Source organism: Ancylobacter moscoviensis (genome assembly GCF_007559435.1).
Taxonomy (GTDB): domain Bacteria; phylum Pseudomonadota; class Alphaproteobacteria; order Rhizobiales; family Xanthobacteraceae; genus Ancylobacter; species Ancylobacter moscoviensis.
The window spans coordinates 809,461-835,699 of sequence record NZ_VMBP01000001.1 but is presented as its reverse complement, the minus strand read 5'-3'; the positions used below and the strand labels follow the sequence as shown (position 1 = coordinate 835,699).

At 68.8% G+C, this 26,239-nt stretch carries 23 protein-coding genes; 12 read left to right on the top strand and 11 right to left on the bottom strand.

Going from position 1 to position 26,239, the window contains the following annotated elements:
• Positions 1 to 14: 14 nt before the first annotated feature.
• The 8 genes from FO470_RS03890 (at position 15) to FO470_RS03855 (ending at position 7,516) form a co-directional block, all read left to right on the top strand.
• Positions 15 to 1,004 carry an acetamidase/formamidase family protein gene (locus tag FO470_RS03890; RefSeq protein ID WP_144341587.1) on the top strand — a complete coding sequence of 330 codons (990 nt, stop codon included), beginning with the start codon at positions 15 to 17 and terminating at the stop codon, positions 1,002 to 1,004.
• Between the two features lie 142 nt (positions 1,005 to 1,146).
• Entirely contained in the window at positions 1,147 to 2,868 is a 1,722-nt protein-coding gene (locus tag FO470_RS03885; protein WP_144341586.1) for a nitrilase-related carbon-nitrogen hydrolase, read from the top strand.
• A 92-nt stretch (positions 2,869 to 2,960) separates the two neighbouring features.
• Positions 2,961 to 4,220: a porin gene (locus FO470_RS03880; protein WP_144341585.1), complete on the top strand. Its 1,260-nt coding sequence runs from the start codon at positions 2,961 to 2,963 to the stop codon at positions 4,218 to 4,220.
• Positions 4,221 to 4,420: 200 nt separating this feature from the next.
• Complete coding sequence (locus tag FO470_RS03875; protein ID WP_144341584.1) at positions 4,421 to 4,663, top strand: BON domain-containing protein; 243 nt, start codon at positions 4,421 to 4,423, stop codon at positions 4,661 to 4,663.
• A gap of 99 nt (positions 4,664 to 4,762) precedes the next feature.
• The gene (locus tag FO470_RS03870; RefSeq protein WP_144341583.1) at positions 4,763 to 5,380 is read left to right on the top strand and encodes a DUF2478 domain-containing protein; all 618 of its coding nucleotides are present in this window, start codon (positions 4,763 to 4,765) and stop codon (positions 5,378 to 5,380) included.
• Positions 5,355 to 5,735, top strand: coding sequence for a winged helix-turn-helix domain-containing protein (locus FO470_RS03865; protein ID WP_144341582.1), 381 nt, complete (start codon positions 5,355 to 5,357; stop codon positions 5,733 to 5,735). The genes FO470_RS03870 and FO470_RS03865 overlap by 26 nt, the downstream gene beginning before the upstream one ends.
• A gap of 81 nt (positions 5,736 to 5,816) precedes the next feature.
• The gene (locus FO470_RS03860) at positions 5,817 to 6,629 is read left to right on the top strand and encodes a glutamine amidotransferase (protein WP_144341581.1); all 813 of its coding nucleotides are present in this window, start codon (positions 5,817 to 5,819) and stop codon (positions 6,627 to 6,629) included.
• A 188-nt stretch (positions 6,630 to 6,817) separates the two neighbouring features.
• Complete coding sequence (locus FO470_RS03855; RefSeq protein ID WP_246659462.1) at positions 6,818 to 7,516, top strand: maleate cis-trans isomerase family protein; 699 nt, start codon at positions 6,818 to 6,820, stop codon at positions 7,514 to 7,516.
• A gap of 52 nt (positions 7,517 to 7,568) precedes the next feature.
• On the opposite strand, the gene FO470_RS03850 is transcribed toward FO470_RS03855, so the two are convergent.
• From FO470_RS03850 to FO470_RS03830, 5 genes are all read right to left on the bottom strand, one after another.
• Complete coding sequence (locus FO470_RS03850; protein WP_144341579.1) at positions 7,569 to 9,110, bottom strand: amidohydrolase family protein; 1,542 nt, start codon at positions 9,108 to 9,110, stop codon at positions 7,569 to 7,571.
• Positions 9,098 to 9,961 (bottom strand): carbon-nitrogen hydrolase family protein, encoded by an 864-nt coding sequence (locus FO470_RS03845; protein ID WP_144341578.1) that lies wholly within the window; start codon positions 9,959 to 9,961, stop codon positions 9,098 to 9,100. Before FO470_RS03845 ends, FO470_RS03850 begins: the two co-directional genes overlap by 13 nt.
• A gap of 6 nt (positions 9,962 to 9,967) precedes the next feature.
• Complete coding sequence (locus FO470_RS03840; RefSeq protein ID WP_013169042.1) at positions 9,968 to 10,756, bottom strand: ABC transporter ATP-binding protein; 789 nt, start codon at positions 10,754 to 10,756, stop codon at positions 9,968 to 9,970.
• A complete protein-coding gene (locus FO470_RS03835) occupies positions 10,753 to 11,679 on the bottom strand; it encodes an ABC transporter permease (RefSeq protein WP_144341577.1) in 927 nt (308 codons plus the stop codon). The genes FO470_RS03840 and FO470_RS03835 overlap by 4 nt, the downstream gene beginning before the upstream one ends.
• A gap of 70 nt (positions 11,680 to 11,749) precedes the next feature.
• Positions 11,750 to 12,808 carry an ABC transporter substrate-binding protein gene (locus FO470_RS03830; protein WP_144341576.1) on the bottom strand — a complete coding sequence of 353 codons (1,059 nt, stop codon included), beginning with the start codon at positions 12,806 to 12,808 and terminating at the stop codon, positions 11,750 to 11,752.
• 580 nt (positions 12,809 to 13,388) lie between these two features.
• On the opposite strand from FO470_RS03830, the gene FO470_RS03825 reads away from it, so the two are divergent.
• Together FO470_RS03825 and FO470_RS03820 are read left to right on the top strand one after the other, a co-directional pair.
• A complete protein-coding gene (locus FO470_RS03825) occupies positions 13,389 to 14,135 on the top strand; it encodes a GntR family transcriptional regulator (protein WP_144341575.1) in 747 nt (248 codons plus the stop codon).
• Between the two features lie 10 nt (positions 14,136 to 14,145).
• Complete coding sequence (locus tag FO470_RS03820) at positions 14,146 to 14,913, top strand: aspartate/glutamate racemase family protein (RefSeq protein WP_144341574.1); 768 nt, start codon at positions 14,146 to 14,148, stop codon at positions 14,911 to 14,913.
• 41 nt (positions 14,914 to 14,954) lie between these two features.
• Here the strand turns inward: FO470_RS03820 and FO470_RS03815 are convergent, their stop codons facing one another.
• The 6 genes from FO470_RS03815 to FO470_RS03790 form a co-directional block, all read right to left on the bottom strand.
• Positions 14,955 to 15,479, bottom strand: a complete 525-nt coding sequence (locus tag FO470_RS03815; RefSeq protein ID WP_144341573.1) for an ureidoglycolate lyase — start codon at positions 15,477 to 15,479, stop codon at positions 14,955 to 14,957.
• An 8-nt stretch (positions 15,480 to 15,487) separates the two neighbouring features.
• Complete coding sequence (gene hydA / locus FO470_RS03810) at positions 15,488 to 16,951, bottom strand: dihydropyrimidinase (protein WP_144341572.1); 1,464 nt, start codon at positions 16,949 to 16,951, stop codon at positions 15,488 to 15,490.
• A gap of 175 nt (positions 16,952 to 17,126) precedes the next feature.
• Entirely contained in the window at positions 17,127 to 18,557 is a 1,431-nt protein-coding gene (locus FO470_RS03805; protein ID WP_144341571.1) for an FAD-binding oxidoreductase, read from the bottom strand.
• A gap of 51 nt (positions 18,558 to 18,608) precedes the next feature.
• Positions 18,609 to 21,344: an HAD-IC family P-type ATPase gene (locus FO470_RS03800; protein WP_144341570.1), complete on the bottom strand. Its 2,736-nt coding sequence runs from the start codon at positions 21,342 to 21,344 to the stop codon at positions 18,609 to 18,611.
• Between the two features lie 129 nt (positions 21,345 to 21,473).
• Complete coding sequence (locus FO470_RS03795; RefSeq protein ID WP_144341569.1) at positions 21,474 to 22,022, bottom strand: ActR/PrrA/RegA family redox response regulator transcription factor; 549 nt, start codon at positions 22,020 to 22,022, stop codon at positions 21,474 to 21,476.
• A gap of 136 nt (positions 22,023 to 22,158) precedes the next feature.
• On the bottom strand, positions 22,159 to 23,544 hold the full coding sequence (locus FO470_RS03790; protein WP_144341568.1) for an ActS/PrrB/RegB family redox-sensitive histidine kinase: 1,386 nt from the start codon (positions 23,542 to 23,544) through the stop codon (positions 22,159 to 22,161).
• 184 nt (positions 23,545 to 23,728) lie between these two features.
• Between FO470_RS03790 and FO470_RS03785 the strand changes: the two genes are divergently transcribed.
• Positions 23,729 to 25,081: a polyhydroxyalkanoate depolymerase gene (locus FO470_RS03785; RefSeq protein ID WP_144341567.1), complete on the top strand. Its 1,353-nt coding sequence runs from the start codon at positions 23,729 to 23,731 to the stop codon at positions 25,079 to 25,081.
• 79 nt (positions 25,082 to 25,160) lie between these two features.
• Positions 25,161 to 26,225: a bifunctional transcriptional activator/DNA repair enzyme AdaA gene (locus FO470_RS03780; protein WP_144341566.1), complete on the top strand. Its 1,065-nt coding sequence runs from the start codon at positions 25,161 to 25,163 to the stop codon at positions 26,223 to 26,225.
• Positions 26,226 to 26,239: the final 14 nt, after the last annotated feature.

Here is a 26,239-nt window from a genome sequence, read left to right as displayed (position 1 = left end):
TCAAGGAGAACATCATGTCCTGGCTCGAGAACTCCATCATGGCTCGCAAAGGCCTCGCCAAGGGCCAGGCGGGCGCCTCCCACACCATCACCGAGGCGGAGCAGGGCACGTACCACTACGTCTACGGCCCCTATGTCGATCCCGTGCTGAAGGTGGATCCCGGCGCGGTGGTGGCCGCCGAGACGCACGACGCCTTCGAGGGCAAGATCAAGCACGAGACGGACAACCCGCTCGAGATCCTGAACTTCCCCTATCTCAACCCGCAGAACGGCCCGATCTTCGTCAACGGCGCCGAGAAGGGCGACACGCTCGCCGTCTACATCAAGTCCATCGTCCCCCGCGGCCCGCAGCCGCGCGGCACCACGCTGATCATGCCGGAGTTCGGCGGTCTCGTGCCGACCAAGGACACGGCGATGCTCAACGCGCCGCTGCCGATCAAGGTGAAGAAGCTGCACGTCGACGCCGAGACCGGCACGAAGTGGAGCGACAAGCTGACCCTTCCCTATGTGCCGTTCATCGGCACCATCGGCACCTCGCCGGAGATCGAGGCGATCACCTCGCTGCAGCCCGACTATTACGGCGGCAACATGGACCTGCCGGACGTCGGCGTCGGCGCCGTCATCTACCTGCCGGTGAACACCAAGGGCGGCCTGCTCTATCTCGGCGACTGCCACGCCACCCAGGGCGATGGCGAGCTGTGCGGCGTGGCGCTGGAGCATCCCACCGTCACGACGATCCAGATCGACCTCATCAAGGGCTGGAGCGTCCACACGCCCCGCCTCGAGACCAAGGACTTCATCATGTCCATCGGCTCGACCCGCCCGATGGAGGACGCCACCCGCATGGCCTATCGCGACCTCATCCGCTGGATGGCGGCCGATTACGGCTTCGACGAGGTGGAGGCCTACATGCTGCTGACCCAGTGCGGGCGCGTGCGCCTCGGCAACATGGTGGATCCCAAATACACGATGGGCGCCTCGATCCTGAAGTCCTATCTGGGCTGACCTCCGGGGCCCCAGCTCCCTCTCCCCGCCGGGGAGGGGGACGCCCGGCGGGCCTCGCCCCGAAGACCGCCCGACACCCATTCCCGGCGCGACCGCCTGACCGTGCGGGCGCCGAACGCCCCCTTCCGTCCGGAGAGAGCCGATGACGAAGCCGCTCAAGGTCGCCACCGTCCAGTTCGAGCCCACCATGTTCGAGAAGGAGCGCAACATCACGCGCCTGATCGAGATGGTCACCGAGGCCGCGGAGGCCGGCGCGAAGCTCATCGTGACGCCGGAAATGGGCACCACCGGCTATTGCTGGGTCGACCGCGCCGAGGTCGCGCCCTTCGTCGAGCCGATCCCCGGCCCCACCACCGACCGCTTCGCCGACGTGGCGCGCGCGCATGATTGCTACATCGTCGTCGGCATGCCCGAGGTCGATCCCACGACCAACCTCTATTACAATGTCGGCGTGCTGGTCGGCCCCGAGGGCGTCGTCGGCACTCACCGCAAGACGCACCCCTACATCGCCGAGCCGAAATGGTCGGCGCCGGGCGATCTCGGCCATCAGGTGTTCGAGACGCCCATCGGCCGCATCGCCATGCTGGTGTGCATGGACATCCACTTCGTCGAGACCGCCCGCCTTGTCGGGCTGGCCGGCGCCGACATCATCTGCCACATCTCCAACTGGCTGGCCGAGCGCACCCCGGCCCCCTACTGGATCACCCGTGCCGTCGAGAACAGCTGCTACCTCATCGAGGCCAACCGCTGGGGGCTGGAGCGCACCGTGCAGTTCTCCGGCGGCAGCTGCGTCATCGGGCCGGACGGCGCCATCGAGGCGGTGATCGACGCGGGCGACGGCGTCGCCTATGCCGAGCTCGACCTCGAACGCGCCCGCGCCCGCCGCGTGCTCGGCGAGAAGGTGTTCGAGCAGCGCCGGCCGGAGCTCTACATGGAGCTGCCGACCAACACCTATCTGTGGAACCCGCTCGACTTCTTCACCCTCTACGGCCACCGCCCGCTGCCGCCGGGCCGCCGTTCGCGCATCGCCGTCGCGCAGTTCGCGCCGGGCGGCGACGTGGAGGCGAACCTCGCCCGCATCGAGGAGCTCGCGGTGAAGGCCGCGCGCGAGGAGGGCGCGGAGCTCGTCGTATTCCCCGAGCGCGCCGTCACCGGCCTCGACGCGCCGGGCGCGGTGCCGCCCGACGGCGCCGCCGTGGCGAAGCTCGTCGCCATCGCCGCCCGGCACGACCTCCACATCGCCGCCGGCCTCGCCGAGGATGACGCAGGCACGCTCTACAACAGCGCGGTGCTGGTCGGCCCGCAGGGCGTCATCGGCCGCTACCGCAAGACCCACCTCGACGCGACCGATCACAACTGGGCGCAACCGGGCGACGAATGGGGTGTTTTCGACACCAAATTCGGCCGGATCGGCCTGCTGATCGGCCATGACGCCGCTTTTCCCGAATCTGGCCGCGTGCTCGCGCTGCGCGGCTGCGACCTGATCCTCGCCCCCGCCGCGCTGCGCAGCCGGCTAATAAATTCGCATGCGGGCAGCGCGGTGGCGCAGAACTACCCGATTCCGACCGGCGCCGATCCGCATCACTGGCATCTGATGCGCGCCCGTGCCGGCGAGAACAACGTGCACCTCGCCTTCGCCAACGTGCTCGATCCGGCAGCCGGCTATAGCGGCAAGAGCGGTGTCTTCGGGCCGGACACCTTCGAGTTCCCCCGCCGCGAGGCCATTCTCGGCGAGGGCGAAGGCGTCATCGCCTGCGACATCGACACCTCGAACCTCGACAGCCGCTACCCGACCAACGTGGTGCGGCGCAAGGATCTGGTGACGATGCGCCTGCCGCATCACTACCAACCGCTGATCCGCTGACATCCTCCGGCGTTCCGTTCGCCCGGCCGCCCCGGTAGTATCCCCGGGTGATTTGCGTGGCCGGGCGGCGGATGTCCGGCAGGGGGATACGGATGAGAATTGCGGGAATCGGGCTGGCCGCCGCGCTGGGCATGCTGCCCCCGGCGGCCTTCGCCGCCGATCCCCCGTCTTCCCCGTCCCGTACCGCCGCCCGGCAGTGCCAGGCGGAAGGCCCGGGCTTCTACTACGTCCCCGGCACCGATACCTGCCTGCGCATCGGCGGCTATCTCTGGACCGAGAGCTATTACAACAGCTACACGGACTACCCGCGCCAGAACGACCGGACCTACTGGGTTTCGACCTTCGGCCTGCAGGTCGACGCACGCACCGCCACCGATTACGGCCCGCTGCGCTCGCATATGGAGGCACGGATGATCTGGCGCTCCGCCGATCCCTGGTCGGACGGGCCGGCGGGCGCCGACTTCCAGCCGTGGGACATGCACATCGACTTCGCCGGCTTCACCTTCGGCTACCTGCAGTCCTTCTTCGACTTCTACGCCAATGCCGATGTGCTCGGCACCGACCCCGCCACCATCGGCGACGAGACGCAGATCGGCCTCGTCGGCTACACATGGAAGCTCGGCAACGGCTTCGCGGCGCAGGTCTCGCTGGAGGATTCTTCCGCGCGCGACGCCGGCCTGCTGCCCGCCAGCCCCGCATCCGCCGACCCGGAGGAAGCGTACGGCGCGACGGCACGCCTGCCGGAGATCGTGGCCACCTTCGGCCAGAGCGGCGATTGGGGCTCCTTCCTGCTATCCGGCGCGCTGCACCAGATCGGCGCGGCGAGCACGCAGGCCGGCCTCGGCCGCACGACGGACGACTGGGGTTATGCCGTGCAGGGCGGCGTGATGTTCAACCTGCCTGTCATCGCCAAAGGCGACACGCTCTATCTCCAGGCCGCCTACGCGGACGGCGCGGTGTCCTATCTCGGCCTCATCGATGCAAGCGGCGACTTCTCGGCGCCGGACGCCTTCGTCCGCGCCGACGGCGGCCTGTCGAAAGTGCGCGGCTGGAGCGCCGTCACCCAGTATCTGCACAACTGGAACGACCGGTGGAACTCCGCATTCTTCGGCGGCATGGGCCGCTTCGACATCGACGATCCCGTGGCCCGCGCCGCCTATGGCGCCAGCGGGGTGACCAACGTCAATGTCGGCGCCAACCTGACCTGGACGCCGGTCGCTCCCCTCGCCGTCACCCTGCAATATGATTACAACCTCTATCGGGCGGACGACTATCGCCCGACCGGCAACGGCTTGCCCGTCGCCTCGCAGAAGGCGCATGAGGTGCTGCTGATGGTTGCCGCCACCTTCTGAGAGCGCCCGAGCCGAGTAAGGCGTTGTCTTCCGCGCGGCCCTGCGCGAAACGACCCCGGATTCTCTCGCCCCCCGCGCCGTCACTACTTGCGGCAGATCAATGCGCGCGAGCACAACCTGTCATTTGCTTGATGCGACCGTGCCTGACCCTGTCGTGCGGACATGGGTCATGCCGATCCCAACTCCGACAGGAGGATGCGATGCAGGAAAAGGAACTCCACCGGCGTCTCATCGAGGCGATCGAGCATGACGGCGAAAGCGCCGACGTCGATATCCGCCTCTCGCCGGAAAAGCGCATCATCATGCTCACCGGCCGGGTCCGCTCGCGCTGCACGCAGATCGGCATCGAGCAGACGATCAGCCGCCTCGCCGGCGGTTTCACCGTCGTCAACCAGCTCAAGGTTGACCCTCACTTCAGCCGCCCCGTCTTCGTGCTGCATTAAAGCAGCAGCGGAAAGCGCGGGGTGCCGGTTGAGACCGGGTCCGGTATTTAGCTATATTTTCGTTGATATAACTGAGCGCCGGCGCGAAGGGGCTGCCGCATGAGCCTGATCCTCGCCTTGCAAGGGGGGCCGCGCGCCGTCATCCAGGCTGCGCTCGCGACCTTCGCCGCCCGACGCCACGTAGACGGCTGTCGGATCGCCGGACTTGTGGAAGTCACCGACGCGACCGACGGCCCCGGATGTGCCGGCCATGCGCTGCAGGATCTGCGCAGCGGCCGGCGCTACCCGATCGCCCAGGACCTCGGGCGTCATTCGGATTCCTGCCACCTCGACGGCGACGGTGTGGCCACCGCCTGTCAGGCCGTGACCAATGCGCTGGCCGATGGCTGCGACGTTCTGGTGCTCGCCAAGTTCGGCAAGCTGGAATCGACGCGCAGCGGCCTCGTCGACGCCTTCGGACGTGCCATCGAGCGTGGCATCCCCATCCTCACCGCCGTCGCGCCGATCTACACGGCCGGCTGGGTCCGGTTCGCTGGCGATCTCGCGACGTTCGCCCGGCCGGATGCGGCTGAAATCGAGGATTGGTGGCAAACCGTGAGACCGGATTTGACCTCGCCGCCTTCAGAAGGCTTGCTGGCGGGCACACTCCACGGGCCGCGACCGCCGCGCCCCGTCAACGCCACACGGGACCATGGCCTCGCTGTCGATCCGCATTGACCTCGATCCGGACGGCCGCGTCGGGCCCGGCAAGATCGCCCTGCTGGAAGCCATCGCCCGCACCGGCTCGATCTCAGCCGCGGGCCGGGCGATGGACATGTCCTACAAGCGGGCCTGGGATCTGGTGGACGAACTCGGCCGCATCTTCGATCAGCCGGTCGTCACCTCGCAGGCCGGCGGCAGGCATGGCGGCGGCGCGCGGCTGACGCCCTTCGGCGAGGAGCTGATCGCCCGCTACCGCGAGATCGAGCAGCTCGCCGCCGCTGCCGTCCGGCCGCATCTGGACGCGCTGCAGGCAAACACGCCCAGGGAATCGCTGGCCGCCCGGGGAAGCCTCCCGGTCCGCACCGGCTGAAACGGCGACAGATCGGACTTGCACCCGCAGCTATATTCGTCGCTATATATGTTTGAATATAGCGATGAGGCGACCATGCGGATGAGCGGAAGATACCGGCCCGAACGGCGGCGCTCCGTCGTCGCGATCCGCCATGTCGCCTTCGAGGATCTGGGCACGCTCGCCCGCACGCTCGACGCGCGCGGATGGGACATCGCCTATTGCGAAGCCAGCACCGACCAGCTTTCCCACCGCTCCATCCGCGACGCCGATCTCGTCATCGTGCTCGGCGGCCCGATCGGCGTCGCGGACATGACGACCTACCGCTTCCTCTCCAGCGAGATGCACCTGATCGAGCGCCGCCTCGCGCGCGGCAAGCCGGTGCTGGGGATCTGCCTCGGCGCCCAGCTCATGGCCGCGGCGCTCGGCGGACGCGTCTTCGCCGGGCATGTGAAGGAGATCGGCTGGGGCGAGGTCTCGCTCACGCCGGACGGTCTTCGTTCGCCGCTGGCCCCGCTCGACCGGCCGGGCGCGAAGGTGCTGCACTGGCACGGCGACAGCTTCGACCTGCCGCCCGGTGCGCGCCGCCTCGCCTTCAATGCGCAATATGCGAACCAGGCCTTCTCCCATGGCACGGCCGGGCTGGCGCTGCAGTTTCACATCGAGGCCGACGCCCGCGGTCTCGAGGAATGGTATGTCGGCCACGCGGTGGAACTGAACGCCGCCGGCATCGATCTCAAGCGCCTGCGCCGGGATGGGCGGGCCGAGGCCGAACGAGCCCGCCAGCTCGCGGACGACATCTTCGAGGGATGGTTGGCGGAACTCTTCCCCGAAGAGCAGCCTGCCGTCGCCGGCATCGGGGAAGGCCGGTCGAGCGGAATCATGCCCCGGATGGCGGGCGCCATTCTCTCCTGAAGAAGCCGCAGAGCCTCTCCCCGGCATCGATTCCGGGCACGCGCCTCGCGCGGGCGGCACGTCGATTGCATCGATTACGAGGCCGGCTAAGTGTCGCCTGTTCACGGCGGCCTCATGCCCCCATGCCGTCCTTCCTCGAGGTCCTCCCCGTGTCTTCCCTTCCACCCGCCGCATATACACGCCTGGGCATGCTCACGCCCTCATCGAACACGGCGCTCGAGCCGCTCACGGCGCGCATGCTTGCCGGCACTCCCGGTATCTCCGCTCATTTCTCCCGCTTCCGCGTCACCGAGATCGCGCTGTCGGAAGGTGCGCTGAACCAGTTCGATTTTTCCGCCATCCTGCCGGCCGCCGAGCTGCTGGCCGATGCCCGCGTCGATGTCATCGGCTGGAACGGCACCTCCGCCGCCTGGCTCGGCTTCGAGCGCGACGAGGCCCTGTGCGCCGCCATCACGGAACGCACCGGCATTCCCGCCTGCACCGCCGTGCTCGCCTTCCGGGAGCTGTTCGAGACGCACGGCTTCCGCCGCATCGGCCTCGTCACACCCTATCTGGCGGACGTGCAGCAGCGCATCCGCGCCAACTGGCAGGCGGCCGGCTTCGATTGCGCGACCGAGCGCCATCTCGGCCTGCAGGACAATTTCTCCTTCGCGGAGGTCGGTGAGGAAACGGTCAGCGCGATGGCGCGGCAGGTGGCCGAGGAGGGCTGCGAGGCCGTGGCGATCGTCTGCACCAATGTGAAGGGCGCGGCCATCGCCCCGGTGCTGGAACGCGAACTGGGCGTTCCCGTGCTCGATTCCATCGCGGTGACGCTATGGAAGTGCCTTGCCCTCGCAGGACGCGACCCGTCGGCGCTGCGTCCTTGGGGCGGGCCGTTCGCCCTCTGAGCGATGCGGATGAGGCCGGCGCAGGACCACGCCCGCGCCGGCTCTTCGAAGGTTAAATCCTGGCCGAATTCGCGTAGAAGGGGGTCGGTTCGGCCTCGGGCAGATAGCCCTCGTAGAACTTCTTCACATGGGGGAACACGGCGAGGCCGAGTTCCCGACGGGCAACTTCGTCGGCGCTGCGCGGCGTGGCGAGCGTATCGGCGATCTCCGCCAGCACCGCGTCGCGATCCACCTTGGTGAAGCGCCCGTCCTCGTAGACGACCTCGCCATTGATGAAGACGGCGTCGACCGCCCCGGTCTTGGCGCGCTGCACCAGCGCGTCGAGCATCGGGATATCAGGATCCTGGAAGGGATAGGTCGCCTTGGTCCAGTTGATCAGCGCCGCGTCGAAGAACCGCCCCTCGTCAAGCCGGCCGATGGAGGCGCCGAAGGCGGTGGTCATGGCGCCCGCCTCGGTCGCCATCTTCACCACCTGCGGGCAGGTCGGCACGTCCGCGTCCTCCATGCCCGGCACGCGATGTACGCGCAGCGCGAGGCGCAGCTCGGAGAGCATGTCGCGGTCGTCGTTGATGCCCGCCTCGTCGAGCCCCATGCCGACATTGATGCCCTTCGCCTCCCACCTGTTGAGCGGGGCGAGGCCCGAGCGCAGGCGGAAGTTGGAGGAGCAGTTGTGGCAGATGCAGGTGCCGGTGTCGGCGACGATATCGATATCCTCCTCGTTCAGCCACACGCCGTGGCCGAGCGTCATGTGCGGGCCGAGCACCCCGAGATCGTGGAGATGGCGCAGCGCCGTCTTGCCGGTGCGGCGGCGGGCATATTCCTTCTGGTAGATCGTCTCCAGCAGATGCATGTGCATCGGCACGCCGGCGGCCTTCGCCTTGGCGTCGAGCGCCTGAAGCCCCTCATCCGTGCACCAGTGCAGGTTCGCCGGCGCCAGCTGGATGCGGGTGAGGCTCTGGCCGGCGTTCTCGGCCGTGAGCTGGTCGAACAGCTTGAGGAAATCGTCGAAGGGCATGGCCTGCGCCTTCAGGTGCCGGGCGAGCTTCTCGCCGAGCTCCGCCGGCAGCCGGGCGCAGAAATCCTCGTCGGCCTCGTAGACGAGGCGGTTCTGCTCGCGCACCGCGTAGCAGTAGGAGGCGCGCATGCCGAGCGCGCGATAGGCGCCCAGCACCTTGCTCGCCGCGCCGTGGATCGCCTCATAGCCGCCCGGCATCCAGCCATGGATGTGCTGCACCGTGGTGATGCCGGAAGCGATCATCTCGAAGGCGGAGTAGAGCGTGTCGAGCGTCAGGTCGAGTCGCCGCGCCGGCAGGCGGCTGGCGAACCACAGCTCCAGCGCATGGTCGGGCGAGCCGAGCTGGAGGGGCGTCATGCCGACATGGTGATGGCTGTTGACGAAGCCCGGCAGCATGGCATGGTCGGGGTACTTGCGGGTCTCGGCCGTCGGGGCGAGCTTCTGCATCTCCTCCAGCGCGCCCGTCGCGACGATCACGCCGTCACGCGACAGCACCGCGCCGTCCTCGATGACGATCGGCGTAGAGCGATCCTTGATGCCGGTGACGACCCAGCGGGCCTGGACGATCAGTTCAGCCATGATGCTTCCTTGGACTGTAAGGGCAGGCGCAGGCGCCGTGCCGTGGCATTGGTCTGCCGGGCGCGGGCGATGCGCTCCGGGTCGATGGAGAGAAGGAGGGGCCGGGCGTCGCCTTGCGGCAGGCCGGCGATGAAATCCCCGTCCGGGCCGAAGGCGAGGGTCTCGCCGTCATGGTTCACCGGGCGGCCGGAGACCGTCTCGGTGCCGTAGCGCGACGCCGCCAACGCATAGACGGCGTTGGCGCGGGCGCTCGCCCGAAGCTCGGCGGCGAAAAGCCCCTCCGGGTCGCCCGGCGCCGGCCCACCCACGAGAACCGCGACCAGATCGGCGCCCGAGGCGGCGGCAGCGCGCCAGCATTCGGGAAAGCGGCGGTCGTAGCAGACGAGCGCCGCCACCCGCAGCGCGCCGATCGCTACCGAGCCGATCTCCGGCGGACCGGGCGCGAAGTGATCCGCCTCGCCGAAACGCTCGCCCATGCCCGCGGGCGGCAGGTGGACCTTGACGGCGGCCCGTTCGATCCGCCCGTCCGCATGGGCAAGCAGCGCCGCGTTGCAGGGCAGCCCCTCGTCATGGCGGAGCGCCAGCCCGAACAGCACGGCGATGCCGTGCGTCGTCGCGACATCGCGCATCCGCGAGACCGTGGGCCCGTCCTCCGCTTCCGCCAGATCGGCCCATGCCTCCGGTGCTTCGCCGGCTACATAGGGATGGGCGAACAGCTCGGGCAGAACGGCAAGCATCGCGCCGGCACGGGCGGCGGCGGCGATGCCGGCCTCCGCCTCCCGCCATTGCGGCGCGGGATCGCGGCCGGCCGGCCCGATGGGCACGGCAGCGACGGTGAGCACGCGGTTCATGGCGGGCTACACCGCTTCCTGTTCGGCGAAGGCGCGGTCCACCTCGTCCGCGAGCAGCTCGGCGAACATGTCGCGATAGGCGTGGTAGCGCGGATCGCGGCTTTCCCGCGGGCGCGGCAGGTCGATCGGCACGATGGTCTTCACCCGGCCGGGACGGGCGGTGAACACCACCACGCGGTCGGCCAGCGAGATCGCCTCGTCGATCGAATGGGTGACGAGCAGGATCGAGGCCCCGCTGTCGCGCCAGATCTGCAGCAGAAAGTCCTGCATGCGCGCCCGCGTCTGCACGTCGAGCGCCGCGAAGGGCTCGTCCATCATCAGCACCTTCGGCCGCATGGCCAGCGCCCGGGCGCAGGCGGCGCGCTGGCGCATGCCGCCGGAAAGCTCGTCGGGCTTCTTGTCCAGCATGTCGCCCAGGCCGACGCGCTTGAGCATCTCCACCGCGATCTCCCGCCGGCGGACCGGCTGGACATGCTGAACGGAAAGCCCGAAGGCGACGTTGTCGGCGATGGTCAGCCACGGAAAGAGCGAGGCTTCCTGAAAGATGAGGCCCCGTTCGGCGGAAGGCTCGGTGACGGGCTCGCCGTCGCAGGCGATGCGTCCGCCGGAGACCTCCTCCAGCCCCGCGATCATGTAGAGCAGGGTGGACTTGCCGCAGCCCGAAGGGCCGAGCAGGACGATGAACTCGCCCGGCGCGACGTCGAAGGTGAGGTCGCTCAGGGCCTGCACGGGCGCGCGGCCTTCCGGCGTCCAGCGCTTGGAGACCGACTGGATCGAAACGGCGGGGCGGGTCATCGCGCGCCTCCCTGGTTCGGGGCGATCCACCAGAGCATCCGGCGCTGGACCTGGCGCAGCGCGAAGTCCGAGAGGAAGCCGAGCAGGCCGATGATCGCCATGGTGAAGAAGACCAGCTTGGCGTTGAAGGTCGAGCGCGCCATGGAGGTGATCTGGCCGAGGCCCGTGCCGACGCCGACCGTCTCGGCGATCAGCACCACCATCCAGGCCGCGAACAGGTTCAGCCGCAGCGTCATGAACAGGCTCGGCAGGATCGCCGGGAGGATGACCTTCCAGAAGGTCTGGCGCTGGCTCGCCCCCATGATGCGGGCGACATGGATGTAGTTCTTCGGCACGCTTTCGATCTGCGCGCCGGTCGAGAGCACGATGGCGAAGAACACCGTGATGAAGACGAGGAAGATCGCCGGCACGTCGCCGATGCCGAAGACGAAGATCGCCACCGGCAGCCAGGCCACCGGCGAGATCGGCGCCAGCAGCAGGATGGTCGGCAGCAGCAGGTTGCGCAGGAACTTCACGTAGTGGATCGTCGCGCCCACCGCGACGCCGCAGGCGAAGCCGAGCGCCAGACCGACGACCACCCGCATCGTCGTCCAGGCCATGGTGATGAGCAGCGCCCCCACCCCGCCTCCCGTCGCCACCGAGCCGACGCGGTTGGAACGGTCGAAGAACTGCAGCGTGCCGGGAATGTCGGCGAGGAAGAGATGCGGGGGCGGCAGCAGCAGCGGATCGGCATAGCCGAGCGCCCACAGCCCCTCCCAGATGCCGGCGAACAGGCCGACCGAGACCACGCCCCAGACGAGGGTGGAAAGGCGCCGGCGCCAGGCCGGCGACAGCGAGAATCCGGGCGGATCGAGCGGCGCTCCCCCGCGGGCGGGCGCGGCCTCGCCGAGGCCGGTGCGGCCGGCATCTGCGCTCATCGTCATGGCGTCCTTCCGAGGTTGCAGGCAGACGGCCGCCCGGCCGCGCACGGCACGGTCGGGCGGCGGCGATGCGTCAGACGGACTTGAGCTTCAGCCCGTCATAGAGCGCCTTGTTCTCGGCGATCACGGCCTCCATCAGGCTCCAGTCGAAGGCGCCCTGGTCGGGCAGCTTCTTGACGTAGCCGAGCTCCTTCATGGAATTGCCGCGGTCGATGATGAACTGCGTCTGGCTGCGCTGGTCGACGACGATCGGCTGCTTGCTGGACGCGTCGATGGCCGCCTCCATGCTGGTCTTGTAGTACTTGCCGACCGTGTCCTTGAGCGCGGCGCCCTTGTCCGCCTCGGCCTGCGACTGGGCGACGAACAGCGCCTTGATGACCGCCTTCACCGCCGCCGGGTTGCTCTCGAGCAGCGGCGTGCGCACGGCCAGCACGCAGTCCGAATAGCCCTTGCCGTAGACGTCCGTGCCGTTGGAGAGGACCGTCGCCCCCTTGCGGCCGAGCACGCATTGCGAGGCGTAGGGCTCGATGTGGCAGATCGCGTCGATGGCGCCCGCCATGAAGGCCTGGGCCAGCTCCGGGGAGGTGTCGAGATACTTGATCTCGACGTCCTTGAAGGAAAGCCCGGCCTTCTTCAGGTAATCATAGGGAAGAACTTCCAGCGTATCGGCCTGGAAGGTACCGAAGGTCTTGCCCTTCAGATCCGCCGCTGAGGTGATGCCTTCCTTGGCGACGATGATGCAGCCCTCGACGCCGCCGCCGGCGACGATCTTCACCGGCGCGCCGGCATCGTAGAGCGTCAGGAAGTTCGAATAGGGGATCATCGACATATCGACGAGCCCGGCGCCGAACATGGTGGTGATCTCGGTGTTGGACGGGGTGACCACGAATTCCAGGTCGACGCCGTCCGCCTTGGTCAGTTCCCGCTCCTTGGCGAGGAAGATGCCCATGTTGCAGAAGCCGGAGCCGTGCGTCGCCTTGATGGTGGTGTTGGCGGCGCGCGCCGCGCTCGGCGCCAGAAGGCCGGCGAGCGATGCCGGCAGCGCGATGGTCGCCGCAGCGCCGGCCACGGACGATTTCAGGAAGCTGCGGCGCGAGAAATTACGAAAGAAGGTGCCGTCACGATCACACATGATCCCCTCCGGATCTTGAGAACCGATACGACCCCATCCTGCCGGCCCGATCGTTGTCGAACCGCCGGATCAGCCGTCACGGCCTGGTGCCGCAACAGCGGGATCCGCGGACGGGATCACGATGATGGGCACGCCAACCCGAAAGAGCATTTTCGCCCTGCGCTACACCAACGGTGCGGCGAAAACAGCCGCAACTATACTCGGCAAATACGGCCTAGAAAGCGCAAATAAACGTCACGAATTCTGCCGTTTGACTAAAAAATATGCCAATGACCACCGGCCTACTTGATCTGCACCGTCACCCGACACGACCGACGGCACGACCGGAAATGCCGGCTCCCCATTCATCCGACAGCGCCCCGGCAAGACAAATCCCGAAGCGCCCCGACACGAGCACCCTCTTTCAAAACCTTCCAGCGGTTCGCGGGAGGGAAGTAAAAGCCGCCCCCGAAGGCCACGCAACAATTTTTTGTATGTTGAATACAATTTACTCTAATAGGCTATGATAAAGGCATAATGTGATTATAATTGCAGCGCCTGAGCCGCTATCCGCAGCCGGCGGGCATGGTAGGATCGAGCGGTGACGGAACAGTCGGACATCCCGAGAAAAAGAGGGCGCCCGCGCAAGCCCCGGCCCGCGGACGCCGCCGGCACGGAACGCCTTCCGCGCGCCGGCCTGCACGAGCGCGCCGCGCGTCAATTGCGCAGCATGATCGTCACCGGCAAGCTTCCAGGCGGCGCCCCGATAGTAGAAGCCGAGCTTTGCGAGGTTCTCGGCATTTCCCGCACGCCGCTGCGCGAGGCGGTCAAGATGCTCGCCGCGCAGGGACTGGTGGAACTGCGCCCCAACCGCAGCGCCCGCGTCGCGCCCATGGATGCGAGCCACGTCACCGATCTGTTCGAAGCACTGGGCAATGTCGAGCGGATCGCCGCCGAATACGCCGCCCTCCGGCTGACGGCGACGGAGCTCTCATCCCTGCGGCAGATGCAGGAGACCATGGAGCGCTACTACGGCGAGGGCGACCTCGCCGCCTATTTCGCGGTCAACCAGGCCATTCACAGCGCCATCCTCGCCGGCGCCCGCAACGCCACGCTGGTGGAGATGCACCGCTGGCTGTTCGCCCGCGCCGAGCGCGCGCGCTATTTCGCGCTGGGCCGGCACGCGCGCTGGGTGGAATCCATCCAGGAGCACAGGGACATCCTCGCCGCGCTGGAAGCGCGCGAACCGGAAACCGCCGGGCGGCTTCTCGCCGCCCATGTCATGCATACGGGAACGGGTGTTCTGGCGCTGCTCGCCGCAAGCGCCGTCGCCGGCGACGCCGCCTGAGGGGGCCATCTTGCGCATTCTGGTGCTCAATCCCAATACCACCGAGGCGGTGACGCAGATGCTGCTCGCCGCCGCACGTCCCGCTGTCGCGGACGGCACGGAGCTGGTCGGGCTGACGGCCCCGCGCGGCGTGCCCTACATCGCCTCGCGGGCGGAAGCGCAGCTCGGCGGCGCGATCACGCTGGAAATGCTGGCCGATCATCACCGGGACTATGATGCCGCGATCCTCGCCGCCTTCGGCGATCCCGGCCTGCTGCCGGCGCGCGAGCTGTTCGACCTGCCGGTAATCGGCATGGCCGAGGCGGCGATGCTGACCGCCTGCACCCTCGGCCAGAAATTCGGCATCGTCACCTTCACCACGACGATGGCCAACTGGTATCTCGACACGGTGGACACCTATCGGCTCGGCGCGCGCTGCGCCGGCATCCGGGCCCGCAGCCTCGCCTTCTCGGCTATCGAGAATGTGCAGGCCGAGAAGGAACAGGCCATCGCGGAGCTGGCCCGCGAGGCCGTCGAGCTGGATGGCGCGGATGTCGTCATCCTCGGCGGCGCGCCGCTGGCGGGGCTGGCGCCGCGCCTGCGCGCGCAGGTTCCCGTGCCGCTGGTCGATCCGATCGTCGCCGCGGTGAAGATGGCGGAGGCGCTGGTGACGCTGGCCCCGCGCAAGGCCGCCGCCGGCACCTTCAGCCGGCCGCCGGCCAAGGCCACCAGCGGCCTCAGCCCGGCGCTCGCGGCCCGCATCGAGCATCTCGACACGCTCGCCACCGCCGCGCAGTGACCGCAGCACAGTGACCTGCGAGGCCGCATCGGAACTCCATCTCACACGACGGTGACGATGTGGGCGGGAATGGCGACCTCCTCGCAATCCGTCGCCGTGCCGTCCTGCCAGGACTGGACGAGGAAGAGCCCGGTGCGATGCAGGCCGATGATCGGGCTGTGCCAGACGCCCCGGCCGTAGATGACGCCACTGCCCGGCGGGCAGTGGAACGCCTGCAGCGTCGCCATGTCCGGCCGCTCGTCCAAACCTGAAAGGGCGGCGAGAAAGGCGAAGGCCGCCTCTCCCAGAGGGATGATGGCCTGCCGGGAACAGGGATGGCGCTCCAGCAGGCGGACCGCGCGCGGCAGGCGCTGCGGTTCGGCCTCGAAGACCGAGACGATCAGCCGGCTGCCCCGCCGCTCGTCCGAGCCGAAATCGGCGACGTCATGCCGCCGTGCCGTGCCCGCATTGACCGGCCTCGGCGCGGCGTCACCGAGGCGGACGACATCGCCGTAAGGGCGGAAAAGCGGCGTGGAAACCGGCAATGGCGGGACTTCCGGGGCGCCCTCCCCCTTCGCTCGGATCATTGCGGTTCTCAAGCTCCAGCCGGCATCGCCCCATTCAGCGGGCGGGGCGCGGCGGCTCCCGCCGGCAGGGCGTAGGGCGAACGCTCGCGCCTGAGGAAGCCGCCATCGCCGGGCGCGCCGAGAATCCTGCCTTCTTCCGCCACCACCTTGCCGCGCAGCAGCGTCATCACCGGCCAGCCGGTCACGGCCAGCCCCTCATAGGGCGTGTAGTCGGCGCCGTGATGCAGCAGGCTCTGGCGGATCGTCTCGCGCCGGTTCGGGTCCCACAGCACCAGATCGGCGTCGAAGCCGGGCGCCACCGAGCCCTTGCGCGGATAGAGCCCGTACATCCTCGCATGGTTCGTGGATGTCAGCGCCACGAACTGGTTGAGCGTGATGCGCCCTTCGACGACCCCCTTGGAGAACAGGATGGGCAGCCGCGTCTCCACGCCGGGGATCCCGTTCGGCACCCAGCGGAAGGAGGTCCGCCCCTTCGGGTTCAGCTTGCCCGTCTCGCTCGCGTAGCGGAACGGGCAATGGTCGGAGGAGAAGGTCTGGAACACCCCGGTGCGAATGCCTTCCCAGATCGCCTCCCAGTCCGCCGGGCCCCGTGGCGGCGGCGAGCAGACATATTTTCCGCCGCTCTCATCCATGTTGAGGCCCTTCATGTCCTCCTCGGTGAGCGCCACATATTGCGGGCAGGTTTCGCCATAGACGCGCAGGCCCTTGTGCTGTGCCCAGCGGATCTGCTCCATCGGCTCGCGGCCGGAGACGTGCACGATCATGATCGGCACGTCGGTCAGCTCCGCATGGCTGATGGCCCGGTGCGTCGCCTCGCGCTCCACCGATTGCGGCCGCGACGCGCCGTGAAAGAAAGGCGCCGTCCTGCCGGCGCGCTCCAGCTTCTCGGTCATGAAGCGGATGGCGTCGTAGCCTTCGCAGTGAACCATGACGAGCGCGCCGCAGCCGCGCGCGCAGTCGAACACCTCGAGCAGCTCGCGGTCGTTCAGCACCAGGTCGTCATAGGTCATGAAGACCTTGAAGGAGGTGTAGCCATCCTCCACCAGCGCCGGCAGCTCCTGCCCCAGCACGCTGGCGGTGGGGTCGGAGATGATGAGATGGAAGCCATAGTCGCAATAGGCCCGCCCCTCGGCCTCGCGATGATAGTCCATCACGCTCTGGCGCAGGCTCGCACCGCGCGGCTGCAGGGCGAAAGGGATGACGGTGGTGTTGCCCCCGGCGATGGCCGAGCGCGTCCCGCTCTCGAACCCGTCGGCCATCACGGCCTCGCCGGACGGCTGGGCGAGATGGACATGGCTGTCGATGCCGCCCGGCATGACCAGCAGACCGGAAGCGTCGATCTGCCTGCTTCCGCCGGTCAGCGTCTGCGCCACCGCCACGATGCGCCCGTCGCGGATGCCGACATCGGCGCGCACCGTGTCGGCAGCGGTGACGACAGTGCCGCCGCGGATGACCGTATCGAATTCGCTCATGGGGGAACCTCGCATCCGGGCAGAGGAAGCGGGGAAGGAGTGCCGGCCACGCGCCATCTGGTGTTGCGGCAGGATCGTCCGCCCCCGCCGGCCCCGCAACTCCAAATTCTGGCCGCCACGCCCATGAAATAGGCAGTCCCGCCAATCGCTTGGCGAAACCGGGCGAGGGCCCGGCTCAGTCGGCGATCAGGCCCTCGGCCGGGTCGACCATGGCGCCGGGGTTCATCACGCCATGCGGATCGAACAGGCCCTTGATGCCGCGCAGCACCCGGTAGCGGCCGGGATCGGCATAGTGCTGGAGCAGGCCGCGCTTCAGGCGGCCGACCCCGTGCTCGGCGCTGAAGGTGCCGCCCATGCCGATGGCGATGTCGTAGAGCGCCGGCGCCAGTTCGCGGCCGATCCGGTCGGTGAAGGCGAGCCGGTCCTCGCCCGGCGGAACGAGCACGTTGTAGTGCAAATTGCCGTCGCCGACATGGCCGTAGACCGACAGCTCGAGCGCCGGGTCATAGGCGGCGACCGCCGCGCCGCCGGCGGCGAGGAAGTCCACCGTGCGGCCAAGCGGCACCGAGATGTCGTGCTTCACCGAACCGCCGAAGTGCTTCTCGCCCTCGGGAATGGTCTCGCGGATGCGCCACATATCGGCGCGCTGCGCTTCGGTCTGGGCGATGATGACGTCCTCCGCCCAGCCCGCCTCCACCACCTCGCCCATCACGCCTTCCAGCAGTTCCTCGATCGGCAGGTGCTGCGAGGAGGAGGAGAGCTCGACGAGGATGACGCCGCCGCTGCCGCTCTTCAGCCGGCCGTCGGCGCCGGAGACCAGCGCCAGCGAGCGCGCCGTGATGAACTCGAAGGAAGAGACGAGATCGCTGCTCTCGCGCCGCACCAGCGCCAGCATCTCGGGCAGCGGCGCCCCGGCCGTCAGCTCCACCCAGGCGGTGGCCCGCCGGTGCGGGACGGGAATGAGCTTGAGCACGGCCCCGGTGACGACCCCGAGCGTGCCTTCCGCGCCGATGAAGTTCTGCCGGATGTCGTAACCGGTGTTGTTCTTGCGCAGCTTCTTCATGTCGGAAACCAGCGTGCCGTCCGCCAGCACGACCTCCAGCCCGAGGACGAGGTCGCGCGTCATCCCGTAGCGCAGCACCGAGAGCCCGCCGGCATTGGTGCCGATGACGCCGCCGATCCGGCAGGAGCCCTCCGAACCGAGGCTGAGCGGCAGATACAGGCCCGCGGCCGCCGCCGCTTCCTGCGCACGCTGGAGGATGACGCCGGAATCGACCGAGATGGCGGCATCGAGCGGATCGACCGCGCGCACCTTGTCCAGCCGCTCGAGGCTCAGCACGAACTGCCCGCCGGAGGCGTCCGGCGTGGCGCCCGCGCAGTAGCTGGTGTTGCCGGCCTGCGGCACGATGCCGACCCGGTATTCGGCGGCAAGGCGCATGATCGCCTGCACCTGCGCGACGGAGGACGGCCGCAGCACCGCCGGCGCCTTGCCCCGCACCAGATCGCGATGGTCGACGAGATAGGGCGCCAGCCGCTCCGGATCGGTCAGCACCCCCGCCTCGCCGAGCGTATCGCGCAGGCGCTGCAGCATCGCGGTGTCAGGCATGTCACGTTTCTCCTTGGCCCGACACGCGCTTTATCACGCCCGGACGCCCCCTCACATCTCCTCGGCGGAAAACACGCCGAGGCGCCGGAGCAGCGCCTTCTCCACCTCCAGCACGATCATCAGCAGCACGCCGACGCCGACGATCATCACGCCGTCGAGGAAGGCGACGGGGCGGGTGTCGAAGATCTCCTGCATCACCGGCAGGTAGGTGAAGGCGAACTGCCCCGCGACCACCGCCGCCAGCGCCAGCAGCACCGCCGGGGTGCCCAGCGCGCCCCGCCAGGTGATGGAACTCATGTGCAGGAAGCGCACGTTGAACAGGTAGAAGATCTCCATCACCACGATGGTGTTGACCACGATGGTGCGCGCCATCTCCACCCCCTGCCCGCGCCCCATGGACAGCGCGAACATGGCGAAGGCCGCCAGCATGAACAGCACGGAGACGAAGATCACCCGCCACAGCATGAAGCGGGACAGCAGCGCCGCCCCGGCCGCGCGCGGCGGGCGGTCCATGATGCCCGGCTCGGTCGGCTCGAAGGCCAGCGCGAGGCCGAGGGTGACGGTGAGGATGAGGTTGATCCAGAGGATCTGGGCCGGCGACATCGGCATGATGCTGCCGACGATGATGGCGGCGATGACGGCCAGCACCTCGCCGCCATTGGTCGGCAGCGTCCAGGCGATCATCTTGCGGATGTTGTCGTAGACGGTGCGCCCCTCCTTCACCGCCGCGACGATGGAGGCGAAATTGTCGTCGAGCAGCACCACCTCGGCGGCCTGCTTGGCCGCCTCCGTGCCCTTGCGGCCCATGGCGATGCCGACATCGGCCTGCTTGAGCGAGGGCGCGTCGTTCACCCCGTCGCCGGTCATCGCCACCACCGCGCCGGTGGACTGCAGCGCCCGCACGATGCGCAGCTTGTTCTCCGGGCTGGTGCGGGCGAACACCGAGGTGCGGGCGGCGATGCCGACGAGGTCCTCGTCGGAGGCCGCGTCGACCTCGGCGCCGGTGACGACGACCGGCTCCTCGGCGAGGCCGAGCTGGCGGGCAATGGCGCCGGCGGTGGCGCCGTGGTCGCCGGTGATCATCTTCACGCCGATGCCGGCGGTGCGGCACTCGGCGATGGCCGCCACCGCCTCGGGGCGCGGCGGATCGATGAAGCCGACGAGGCCGAGAAAGACGAAACCTTCCCGCACATCGTCGAAGCCGAGCCGCGCCGGCGCCTCCGCGAGCCGCTTCATGGCGAAGCCGAGCACCCGCTCGCCCTCGGCCGCCGCCTGCGCGATGGCGTCGTTCCAGCCCTCGCCGGGGGCCGGGCAAAGGGCGAGCACCTCTTCCGGCGCGCCCTTCACGAAGATGACCGCTTCTCCCTGCGGCCCCTGATGCAGGCTCGCCATGAAGCGATAGGCCGCGTCGAAGGGGATCTCGTCCCGCCGCGCCCAGGCGCCGCGCTCCAGCGCCGGGCTCAGCCCCGCCTTGACCGCGAGCGACACCAGCGCCCCTTCCATCGGGTCGCCCTCGACCCGCCACACGCCGGCTTCGTTGTGGAGATGCGCGTCGTTGCACAGCAGCCCGCAGCGCAGCAGGTCCTGCGCCGTTTCGGACGGCGTGCCGGGCTGCGGCCAGCTCAGCTCGCCCTCGGGCGAGTATCCGGTGCCCGACACCTCGATCGCGGCCGGGCCGGTGGGCATGGCGACGATCAGCCGGCGGGCCGTCATCTCGTTGCGGGTCAGCGTGCCGGTCTTGTCCGAGCAGATGACCGAGGTCGCGCCGAGCGTTTCCACCGCCGGCAGCCGGCGGATGACGGCGTTGCGCCGCGCCATGCGCCGCACGCCGATGGCCAGCGTGATGGTGATGACCGCCGGCAGTCCTTCCGGCACCACGCCGACGGCCAGCGCCACCACGGCCATCAAGGCGTCGGTCCAGCCATAGTCGCGCGCCGCCACGGCGAACAGGAACAGCACGAGCGCGCCGATGATCGCCGTCCAGGTGAAGCGGCGGGCGAAGGCATCGACCTGGCGCAGCAACGGGGTGGCCAGCGGCTCCACTTCGGCGATGAGCCGGCCGATGCGGCCGATCTGGGTGTGCGGTCCGGTGGAAACGACGATCCCCGCCCCCTGCCCGGCCGCCACCGTGGTGCCCGAGAACGCCATGGAATGACGGTCGCCGAGCGCCGCCTCCGCCGGGGCGGGCTCCTCGCGCTTGGCCGCCGCCACCGACTCGCCAGTGAGAATGGCCTCGTCGATCAGCATGCCGCGCGCGCGGATGAGCCGCGTATCCGCAGGCACGCGGTCGCCGGCCTCCAGCAGCACGATGTCCCCCGGCACCAGATCGCGTGCCTCCACGCTGATGCGCCGGCTGTCGCGCAGCACATTGGCGTGCGGCGAGATCATGTTGCGTATGGCGCGCAGCGCCTGTTCGGCCTTGCCTTCCTGCACGAAGCCGACAAGGGCGTTGATGAGCACGACGGCGATGATCACGCCCGCATCGACGCCATGGCCGAGGATGAGGGCGGCGGTCGCGCCGGCCAGCAGGAAATAAATCAGCGCGCTGTTGAACTGCGCGAGGAAGCGCAGGAGCGGATGCCGGCCGGGCGTCTCGGGCAACGCATTGGGCCCGTGCCGCTCCAGGCGGAGCTGCGCCTCGCCGGCGCTCAGGCCGGTGGCGGTGACACCGAGCCGGCCCGCCACCTCCTCGTGAGGCAGGGCGTGCCAGTCGGAACGGGCGGCGGGATCGGCGGGGTCGGTGACGGTGGCGGGCGGAACGTTTTGCGAAACGGCATCGACGGTCATCGGTCCGGGGCGCTCGTCTGACGTTGCGTGAGGCTCCAACCTAAAGGCGCGATGCTCTCCCGCCTACCGGACTTTTCCCTATTCCGCTCCGCAGGTTGCGGCGCCTCCACTGACAGGCGCGCGGCTCCCTCAGCGCGGCGCGCGCTTGGCGAGGATACGCTGGAGCGTGCGGCGATGCATGGACAGGCGGCGGGCGGTTTCCGACACGTTGCGCCCGCACAGCTCGTAGACGCGCTGGATATGCTCCCAGCGCACCCGGTCGGCCGACATCGGGTTTTCCGGAAGCTGGGGCTTGTAGTCGCCCTGCGCGTTCAGGGCGGCGCAGATGTCGTCGGCATCGGCGGGCTTCGCCAGATAATCGACCGCCCCCATCTTCACCGCGTTCACCGCCGTGGCGATATTGCCGTAGCCGGTGAGGATGATGCCGCGCGCCTCGGGGCGGCGGCGCTTCAGCGCCGAGATGACATCGAGGCCGTTGCCGTCGCCGAGCCGCATGTCGACCACCGCGAAGGCGGGCGCGCTGCCCTCCACGCTGGCGAGCCCGTCGGCAACCGTCTCCGCCGTGGTCACGGTGAAACCACGTGTTTCCATGGCGCGGGCGAGGCGCTGCAGGAAAGGCCGGTCGTCATCGACGATCAGGAGCGTGCGGTCCTGCGGGTCCGAGGTGATATCGAGCATTTCGAGCCTTCCCAGATGCCGGTCGCCGGTCGATCGCAGCCAGTGCCACTCCCGGACGACGCGCCCGCTTATTCGACTTTTCGGCAAGTTTATACGCGTGAGGCCGCGAGAGCAAAATTGTCACAGGGCGGCGTCATCACGCCTTCGTGGTGTCCTCTTCCACGACGTCGCGCTCGCCGGAGATGTCGATCAGCCGCCGCAGCCAGCGCACGCTCACCGACGCCCCGTGAGCGGGCGGCGGGCGGTTGACGAAGGCCAGCTCGGCGCCGGACCGTTCCAGCAGCGTCTTGGCGATGAACACGCCCAGACCGAGCCCCTGCTGCCCTTCCTCGCTCTCCGGTTCGACATCGCGCCGCCAGCGATGGCGGCCGCGGCTCGTCACATAGGGAGCGCCGATGCTGTCGATCAGCTCGGGCGGGAAGCCGGGGCCGTCATCCGTGATGGTGATGGTCACGTCTTCGCCGGTCCAGTTGGCGACGATGTTCACCCGGCTCTCGGCGAAATCGACCGCGTTCTCGACGATGTTGCCGAGGCCGTAGAGCAGGCCGGGATTGCGGGCGATGATCGGCTCGTCGCTTCCTTCCGCCGCCCGCGCCGGCAGCGTCACCGCGATGGTAATGCCGAAGTTCCGGTGCGGGGCGACGACATCCTCCAGGATGTGCGAGATCGGCATGCGGTCGAAGGGCGCGTCGCCGGCGCCGAGGCTGGTGAGCGTGCGCAGGATGGCCCGGCAGCGCTCGGCCTGTTCGCTCACCAGACGGACGTCGTCGCTCACCGGATTGTCGGGCGGCAGCGAGCGCGCGAGTTCCTTCGCCACCACGGTGATGGTGGCAAGGGGCGTGCCGAGCTCATGGGCCGCCGCGGCGGCGAGGCCGTCCAGCGCCGAGAGGTGCTGCTCGCGCGCCAGCACCAGCTCGGTGGCGGCCAGCGCCTCGGAAAGTTCGCGCGTTTCTTCCGCCACCCGCCAGGCATGCACGCCCATGAAGGCGATGGCGATGGCCAGCGCCAGCCAGTTGGCGACGAGATAGAGCGGCGGCAGCAGCGGCGCGGCACCGACGAGGTGCCCGCTGCCGGCCCAGGGCAGCGGCATCTGCCACAGCCCCACCAGCGCGGCGCAGACCGCCGCGAGCACGCCGAGCAGCACGGTGGTGCGCGGCGACAGCGCGGTCGCCGAAATCAGCACGGGCGCAAGGAAGAGCAGCGCGAAGGGGTTGGCGAGGCCGCCGGTGAGGAACAGAAGCGCGGCGAGCTGGAGAATGTCATAGGCCAGCAGCCATGCCGCCTCGGCGTCCGACAGCCGCCGCGCACCGGGATTGCGCAGGCGCAGGGCGAGATTCAGCCAGGCGGAGAGCGCCACCACGGCAAGGCAGGCGCCGATGGGCAGCGAGAAGCCGAGCACCCATTCCACGAAGACGATGGCGAGGGTCTGGCCGGAAATAGCAAGCCAGCGCAAGCGGATCAGCGTGTCGAGCCGCAGCCCGAAAAAGCGTTCGCCGATCGGATGGTCGAGCGAGAGCGACATGGATTTGCCCCGTCCGCGACGCCCTGCCGGCGCCCGAGCGACCTCTATAGCCGCAGATGCCGCCAGAGGGCGAGAGCGGCGGCTTCGTTGACGTTGCCGTCAAAGAGCCTATTTATGTTGCAACGCACAAGAAAGCCGTCCCGAGAAAATCGACCGGAGACGGGCCCTGCGAAGGAGGCATGCCATGGCGATCGGCGTATTCGGAGATGTCCCGGACGCGGCGGAAGCGGCACAGACGCCGGCGGCGACGATCGAGACGACGTCGGCGTTGTCCAAGCCGCTCTACTGGATGTTCGAGATGGGCCACGCCGCCCTCGACCCGTTGCGGGTCATGGCGGATGCGGGGCGGCTCTACTATCGCAACCCGGCCAACCCGCTCGCCCATACCGGCTTCGGAAAGTCGATGTCGGCGGCGTGCGAACTGTTCGAGCGCGCGACGCGGCGCTACGGCAAGCCGGACTGGGGCATCACCGAGACGGTCGTCGGCGCTACCCATGTGCCGGTCGAGGTCGAGACCGTGTGGGAGCGCCCCTTCTGTCGGCTACTGCACTTCAAGCGCGACTTTCCCCAGCAACCGCGCCGCCCGCAGCCCCGTATGCTGATCGTCGCGCCACTCTCTGGCCACTACGCGACGCTACTGCGCGGCACGGTACAAACGCTGCTGCCAACCCATGACATCTACATCACCGACTGGGAGGACGCGCGCGACGTGCCGTCCGCCGCCGGCCGCTTCGATCTCGACGATTACATCGACTACGTGATCGAGATGTTCCGCCATCTCGGCGGCGGCGTGCATGCGCTTGCGGTGTGTCAGCCGGCTGTGCCCGTGCTCGCTGCCGTGGCGCGCATGGAAGCCATGGAAGACCCGAACGTGCCGGCCTCCATGGTGCTGATGGGCGGCCCCATCGACACCCGCGAAAGCCCCACGGCGGTGAACCATTTCGCCAAGGATCGCGGCATCGACTGGTTCCGCCGCAACGTCATCACTACCGTTCCATGGCCCCACCCCGGCGTGATGCGGCAGGTCTACCCCGGCTTCCTGCAACTGCATGGCTTCGTGTCGATGAACCTTGAGCGTCATCTCCAGGCGCATGCCGAGATGTTCGGCCACCTGGTGAAAGGCGACGGCGACTCCGCCGCCAAGCACCGCGAATTCTACGACGAGTATCTCTCCGTCATGGATTTGCCGGCGGAGTACTACCTCCAGACGTTGCAGTCGGTGTTCATCGACCACGCCCTGCCGCGCGGCACGCTGACCCATCGCGGCGAGAGGGTCGATCTCTCGAAGATCCGCAACGTGGCGCTGCTCACCGTCGAGGGCGAGAACGACGACATTTCCGGCGTCGGGCAGACGCAGGCCGCCCAGCGACTCTGCACGAACCTGCCCGACGACATGAGGGTGCACTATCTCCAGCCCACCGTCGGCCATTACGGTGTATTCAACGGCTCGCGCTTCCGCGCCGAGATCGCCCCGCGCATCGCCGACTTCGTGCTCACGCACAACTGGCCGAGGAGAGGCCACAATCGGCAGGGTTGAGACAGCCGTCGGGACGCACGGCGAGAATAAACGCCCGATTTGCGGCGGCGTGATCTGATGGCCGTGCTAGGTCTGGGCCATGCTGTTCGACCTGCCCGATCCTGCCACGCTCTACCGCGCCCTTCTCGACCGTGACGAAGGGTATGACGGGCGGGCCTATGTGTGCGTGGCCACCACCGGCATTTTCTGCCGGATGACCTGTCCGGCGCGCAAGCCGCGCCCCGAGAACTGCACCTTCGTCTCGACGATCGGCGAGTGCATCGAGGCCGGCTTCCGCCCCTGCAAGCGCTGCCATCCGCTGCAGCCCGCCGCCTCCGCCGATCCGATGATCGGCACCCTGCTCGATGCCCTCGACGCGCGGCCGGAGCGACGCTGGAGCGAGGGGCATCTGGAGCGGATGGGCTTCGATCTGTCGACGGTCCGCCGTGCCTTCAAACGGCAGTTCGGCATGACCTTCCTCGAAATGGCGCGACACCGGCGCCTGCGCGAGGGATTCGAGACGCTGGCGGAGGGCGGCAGGGTGATCGAGGCCCAGCAGCAAGCCGGCTTTGAATCCCCCAGCGCCTTCCGCGCCGCCTTCGCCCGGCTGATGGGGTGCGCGCCGGCCGAGATTTCCGGCCGAGGAACGCTGCTGGCCGACTGGATCCGCACGCCGCTCGGCGACATGATCGCGATCTCCAGCGCCTCGCATCTGCATCTTCTGGAGTTCGTCGAGCGCAAGGCACTCTCCACCGAGATCGGCCGGCTGCGCCAGCGCGCCAAGGGCGACCTCGGCATAGGAACCTATGCGCCGACGGAGCAGATCCGCGCCGAGCTGGATGCCTTCTTCGCCGGAACCTCCGCCGAGTTCCGTACCGCTCTCGCGCTCGACGGAAGCGCCTTCACCAAGGCGGTCTGGAGCGAGCTGCGACGGATCCCTCCCGGCGTGACGGTGAGCTACTCCGAGATCGCGCGCCGGATCGGGCAGCCCGCGGCCATCCGCGCCGTCGCGCGGGCCAATGGCGCAAACCAGCTGGCGCTCATCATACCCTGCCACCGCGTGATCGGGGCCGACGGCTCGCTGACCGGCTATGGCGGCGGGCTGTGGCGCAAGCAGCGGCTGCTGGAGATCGAACAGCAGTTCCGGCGCACATCCGCCGCCTGAGAAGGGGCGCGGCC

Coding starts and splice junctions, on each gene's coding strand:
- FO470_RS03890 (WP_144341587.1), top strand. CDS start 15: ATGTCCTGGCTCGAGAACTCCATCATGGCTCGCAAAGGCCTCGCCAAG.
- FO470_RS03885 (WP_144341586.1), top strand. CDS start 1,147: ATGACGAAGCCGCTCAAGGTCGCCACCGTCCAGTTCGAGCCCACCATG.
- FO470_RS03880 (WP_144341585.1), top strand. CDS start 2,961: ATGAGAATTGCGGGAATCGGGCTGGCCGCCGCGCTGGGCATGCTGCCC.
- FO470_RS03875 (WP_144341584.1), top strand. CDS start 4,421: ATGCAGGAAAAGGAACTCCACCGGCGTCTCATCGAGGCGATCGAGCAT.
- FO470_RS03870 (WP_144341583.1), top strand. CDS start 4,763: ATGAGCCTGATCCTCGCCTTGCAAGGGGGGCCGCGCGCCGTCATCCAG.
- FO470_RS03865 (WP_144341582.1), top strand. CDS start 5,355: ATGGCCTCGCTGTCGATCCGCATTGACCTCGATCCGGACGGCCGCGTC.
- FO470_RS03860 (WP_144341581.1), top strand. CDS start 5,817: ATGAGCGGAAGATACCGGCCCGAACGGCGGCGCTCCGTCGTCGCGATC.
- FO470_RS03855 (WP_246659462.1), top strand. CDS start 6,818: ATGCTCACGCCCTCATCGAACACGGCGCTCGAGCCGCTCACGGCGCGC.
- FO470_RS03850 (WP_144341579.1), bottom strand. CDS start 9,110: ATGGCTGAACTGATCGTCCAGGCCCGCTGGGTCGTCACCGGCATCAAG.
- FO470_RS03845 (WP_144341578.1), bottom strand. CDS start 9,961: ATGAACCGCGTGCTCACCGTCGCTGCCGTGCCCATCGGGCCGGCCGGC.
- FO470_RS03840 (WP_013169042.1), bottom strand. CDS start 10,756: ATGACCCGCCCCGCCGTTTCGATCCAGTCGGTCTCCAAGCGCTGGACG.
- FO470_RS03835 (WP_144341577.1), bottom strand. CDS start 11,679: ATGACGATGAGCGCAGATGCCGGCCGCACCGGCCTCGGCGAGGCCGCG.
- FO470_RS03830 (WP_144341576.1), bottom strand. CDS start 12,808: ATGTGTGATCGTGACGGCACCTTCTTTCGTAATTTCTCGCGCCGCAGC.
- FO470_RS03815 (WP_144341573.1), bottom strand. CDS start 15,479: ATGATCCGAGCGAAGGGGGAGGGCGCCCCGGAAGTCCCGCCATTGCCG.
- hydA (WP_144341572.1), bottom strand. CDS start 16,951: ATGAGCGAATTCGATACGGTCATCCGCGGCGGCACTGTCGTCACCGCT.
- FO470_RS03805 (WP_144341571.1), bottom strand. CDS start 18,557: ATGCCTGACACCGCGATGCTGCAGCGCCTGCGCGATACGCTCGGCGAG.
- FO470_RS03800 (WP_144341570.1), bottom strand. CDS start 21,344: ATGACCGTCGATGCCGTTTCGCAAAACGTTCCGCCCGCCACCGTCACC.
- FO470_RS03795 (WP_144341569.1), bottom strand. CDS start 22,022: ATGCTCGATATCACCTCGGACCCGCAGGACCGCACGCTCCTGATCGTC.
- FO470_RS03790 (WP_144341568.1), bottom strand. CDS start 23,544: ATGTCGCTCTCGCTCGACCATCCGATCGGCGAACGCTTTTTCGGGCTG.
- FO470_RS03785 (WP_144341567.1), top strand. CDS start 23,729: ATGGCGATCGGCGTATTCGGAGATGTCCCGGACGCGGCGGAAGCGGCA.
- FO470_RS03780 (WP_144341566.1), top strand. CDS start 25,161: ATGCTGTTCGACCTGCCCGATCCTGCCACGCTCTACCGCGCCCTTCTC.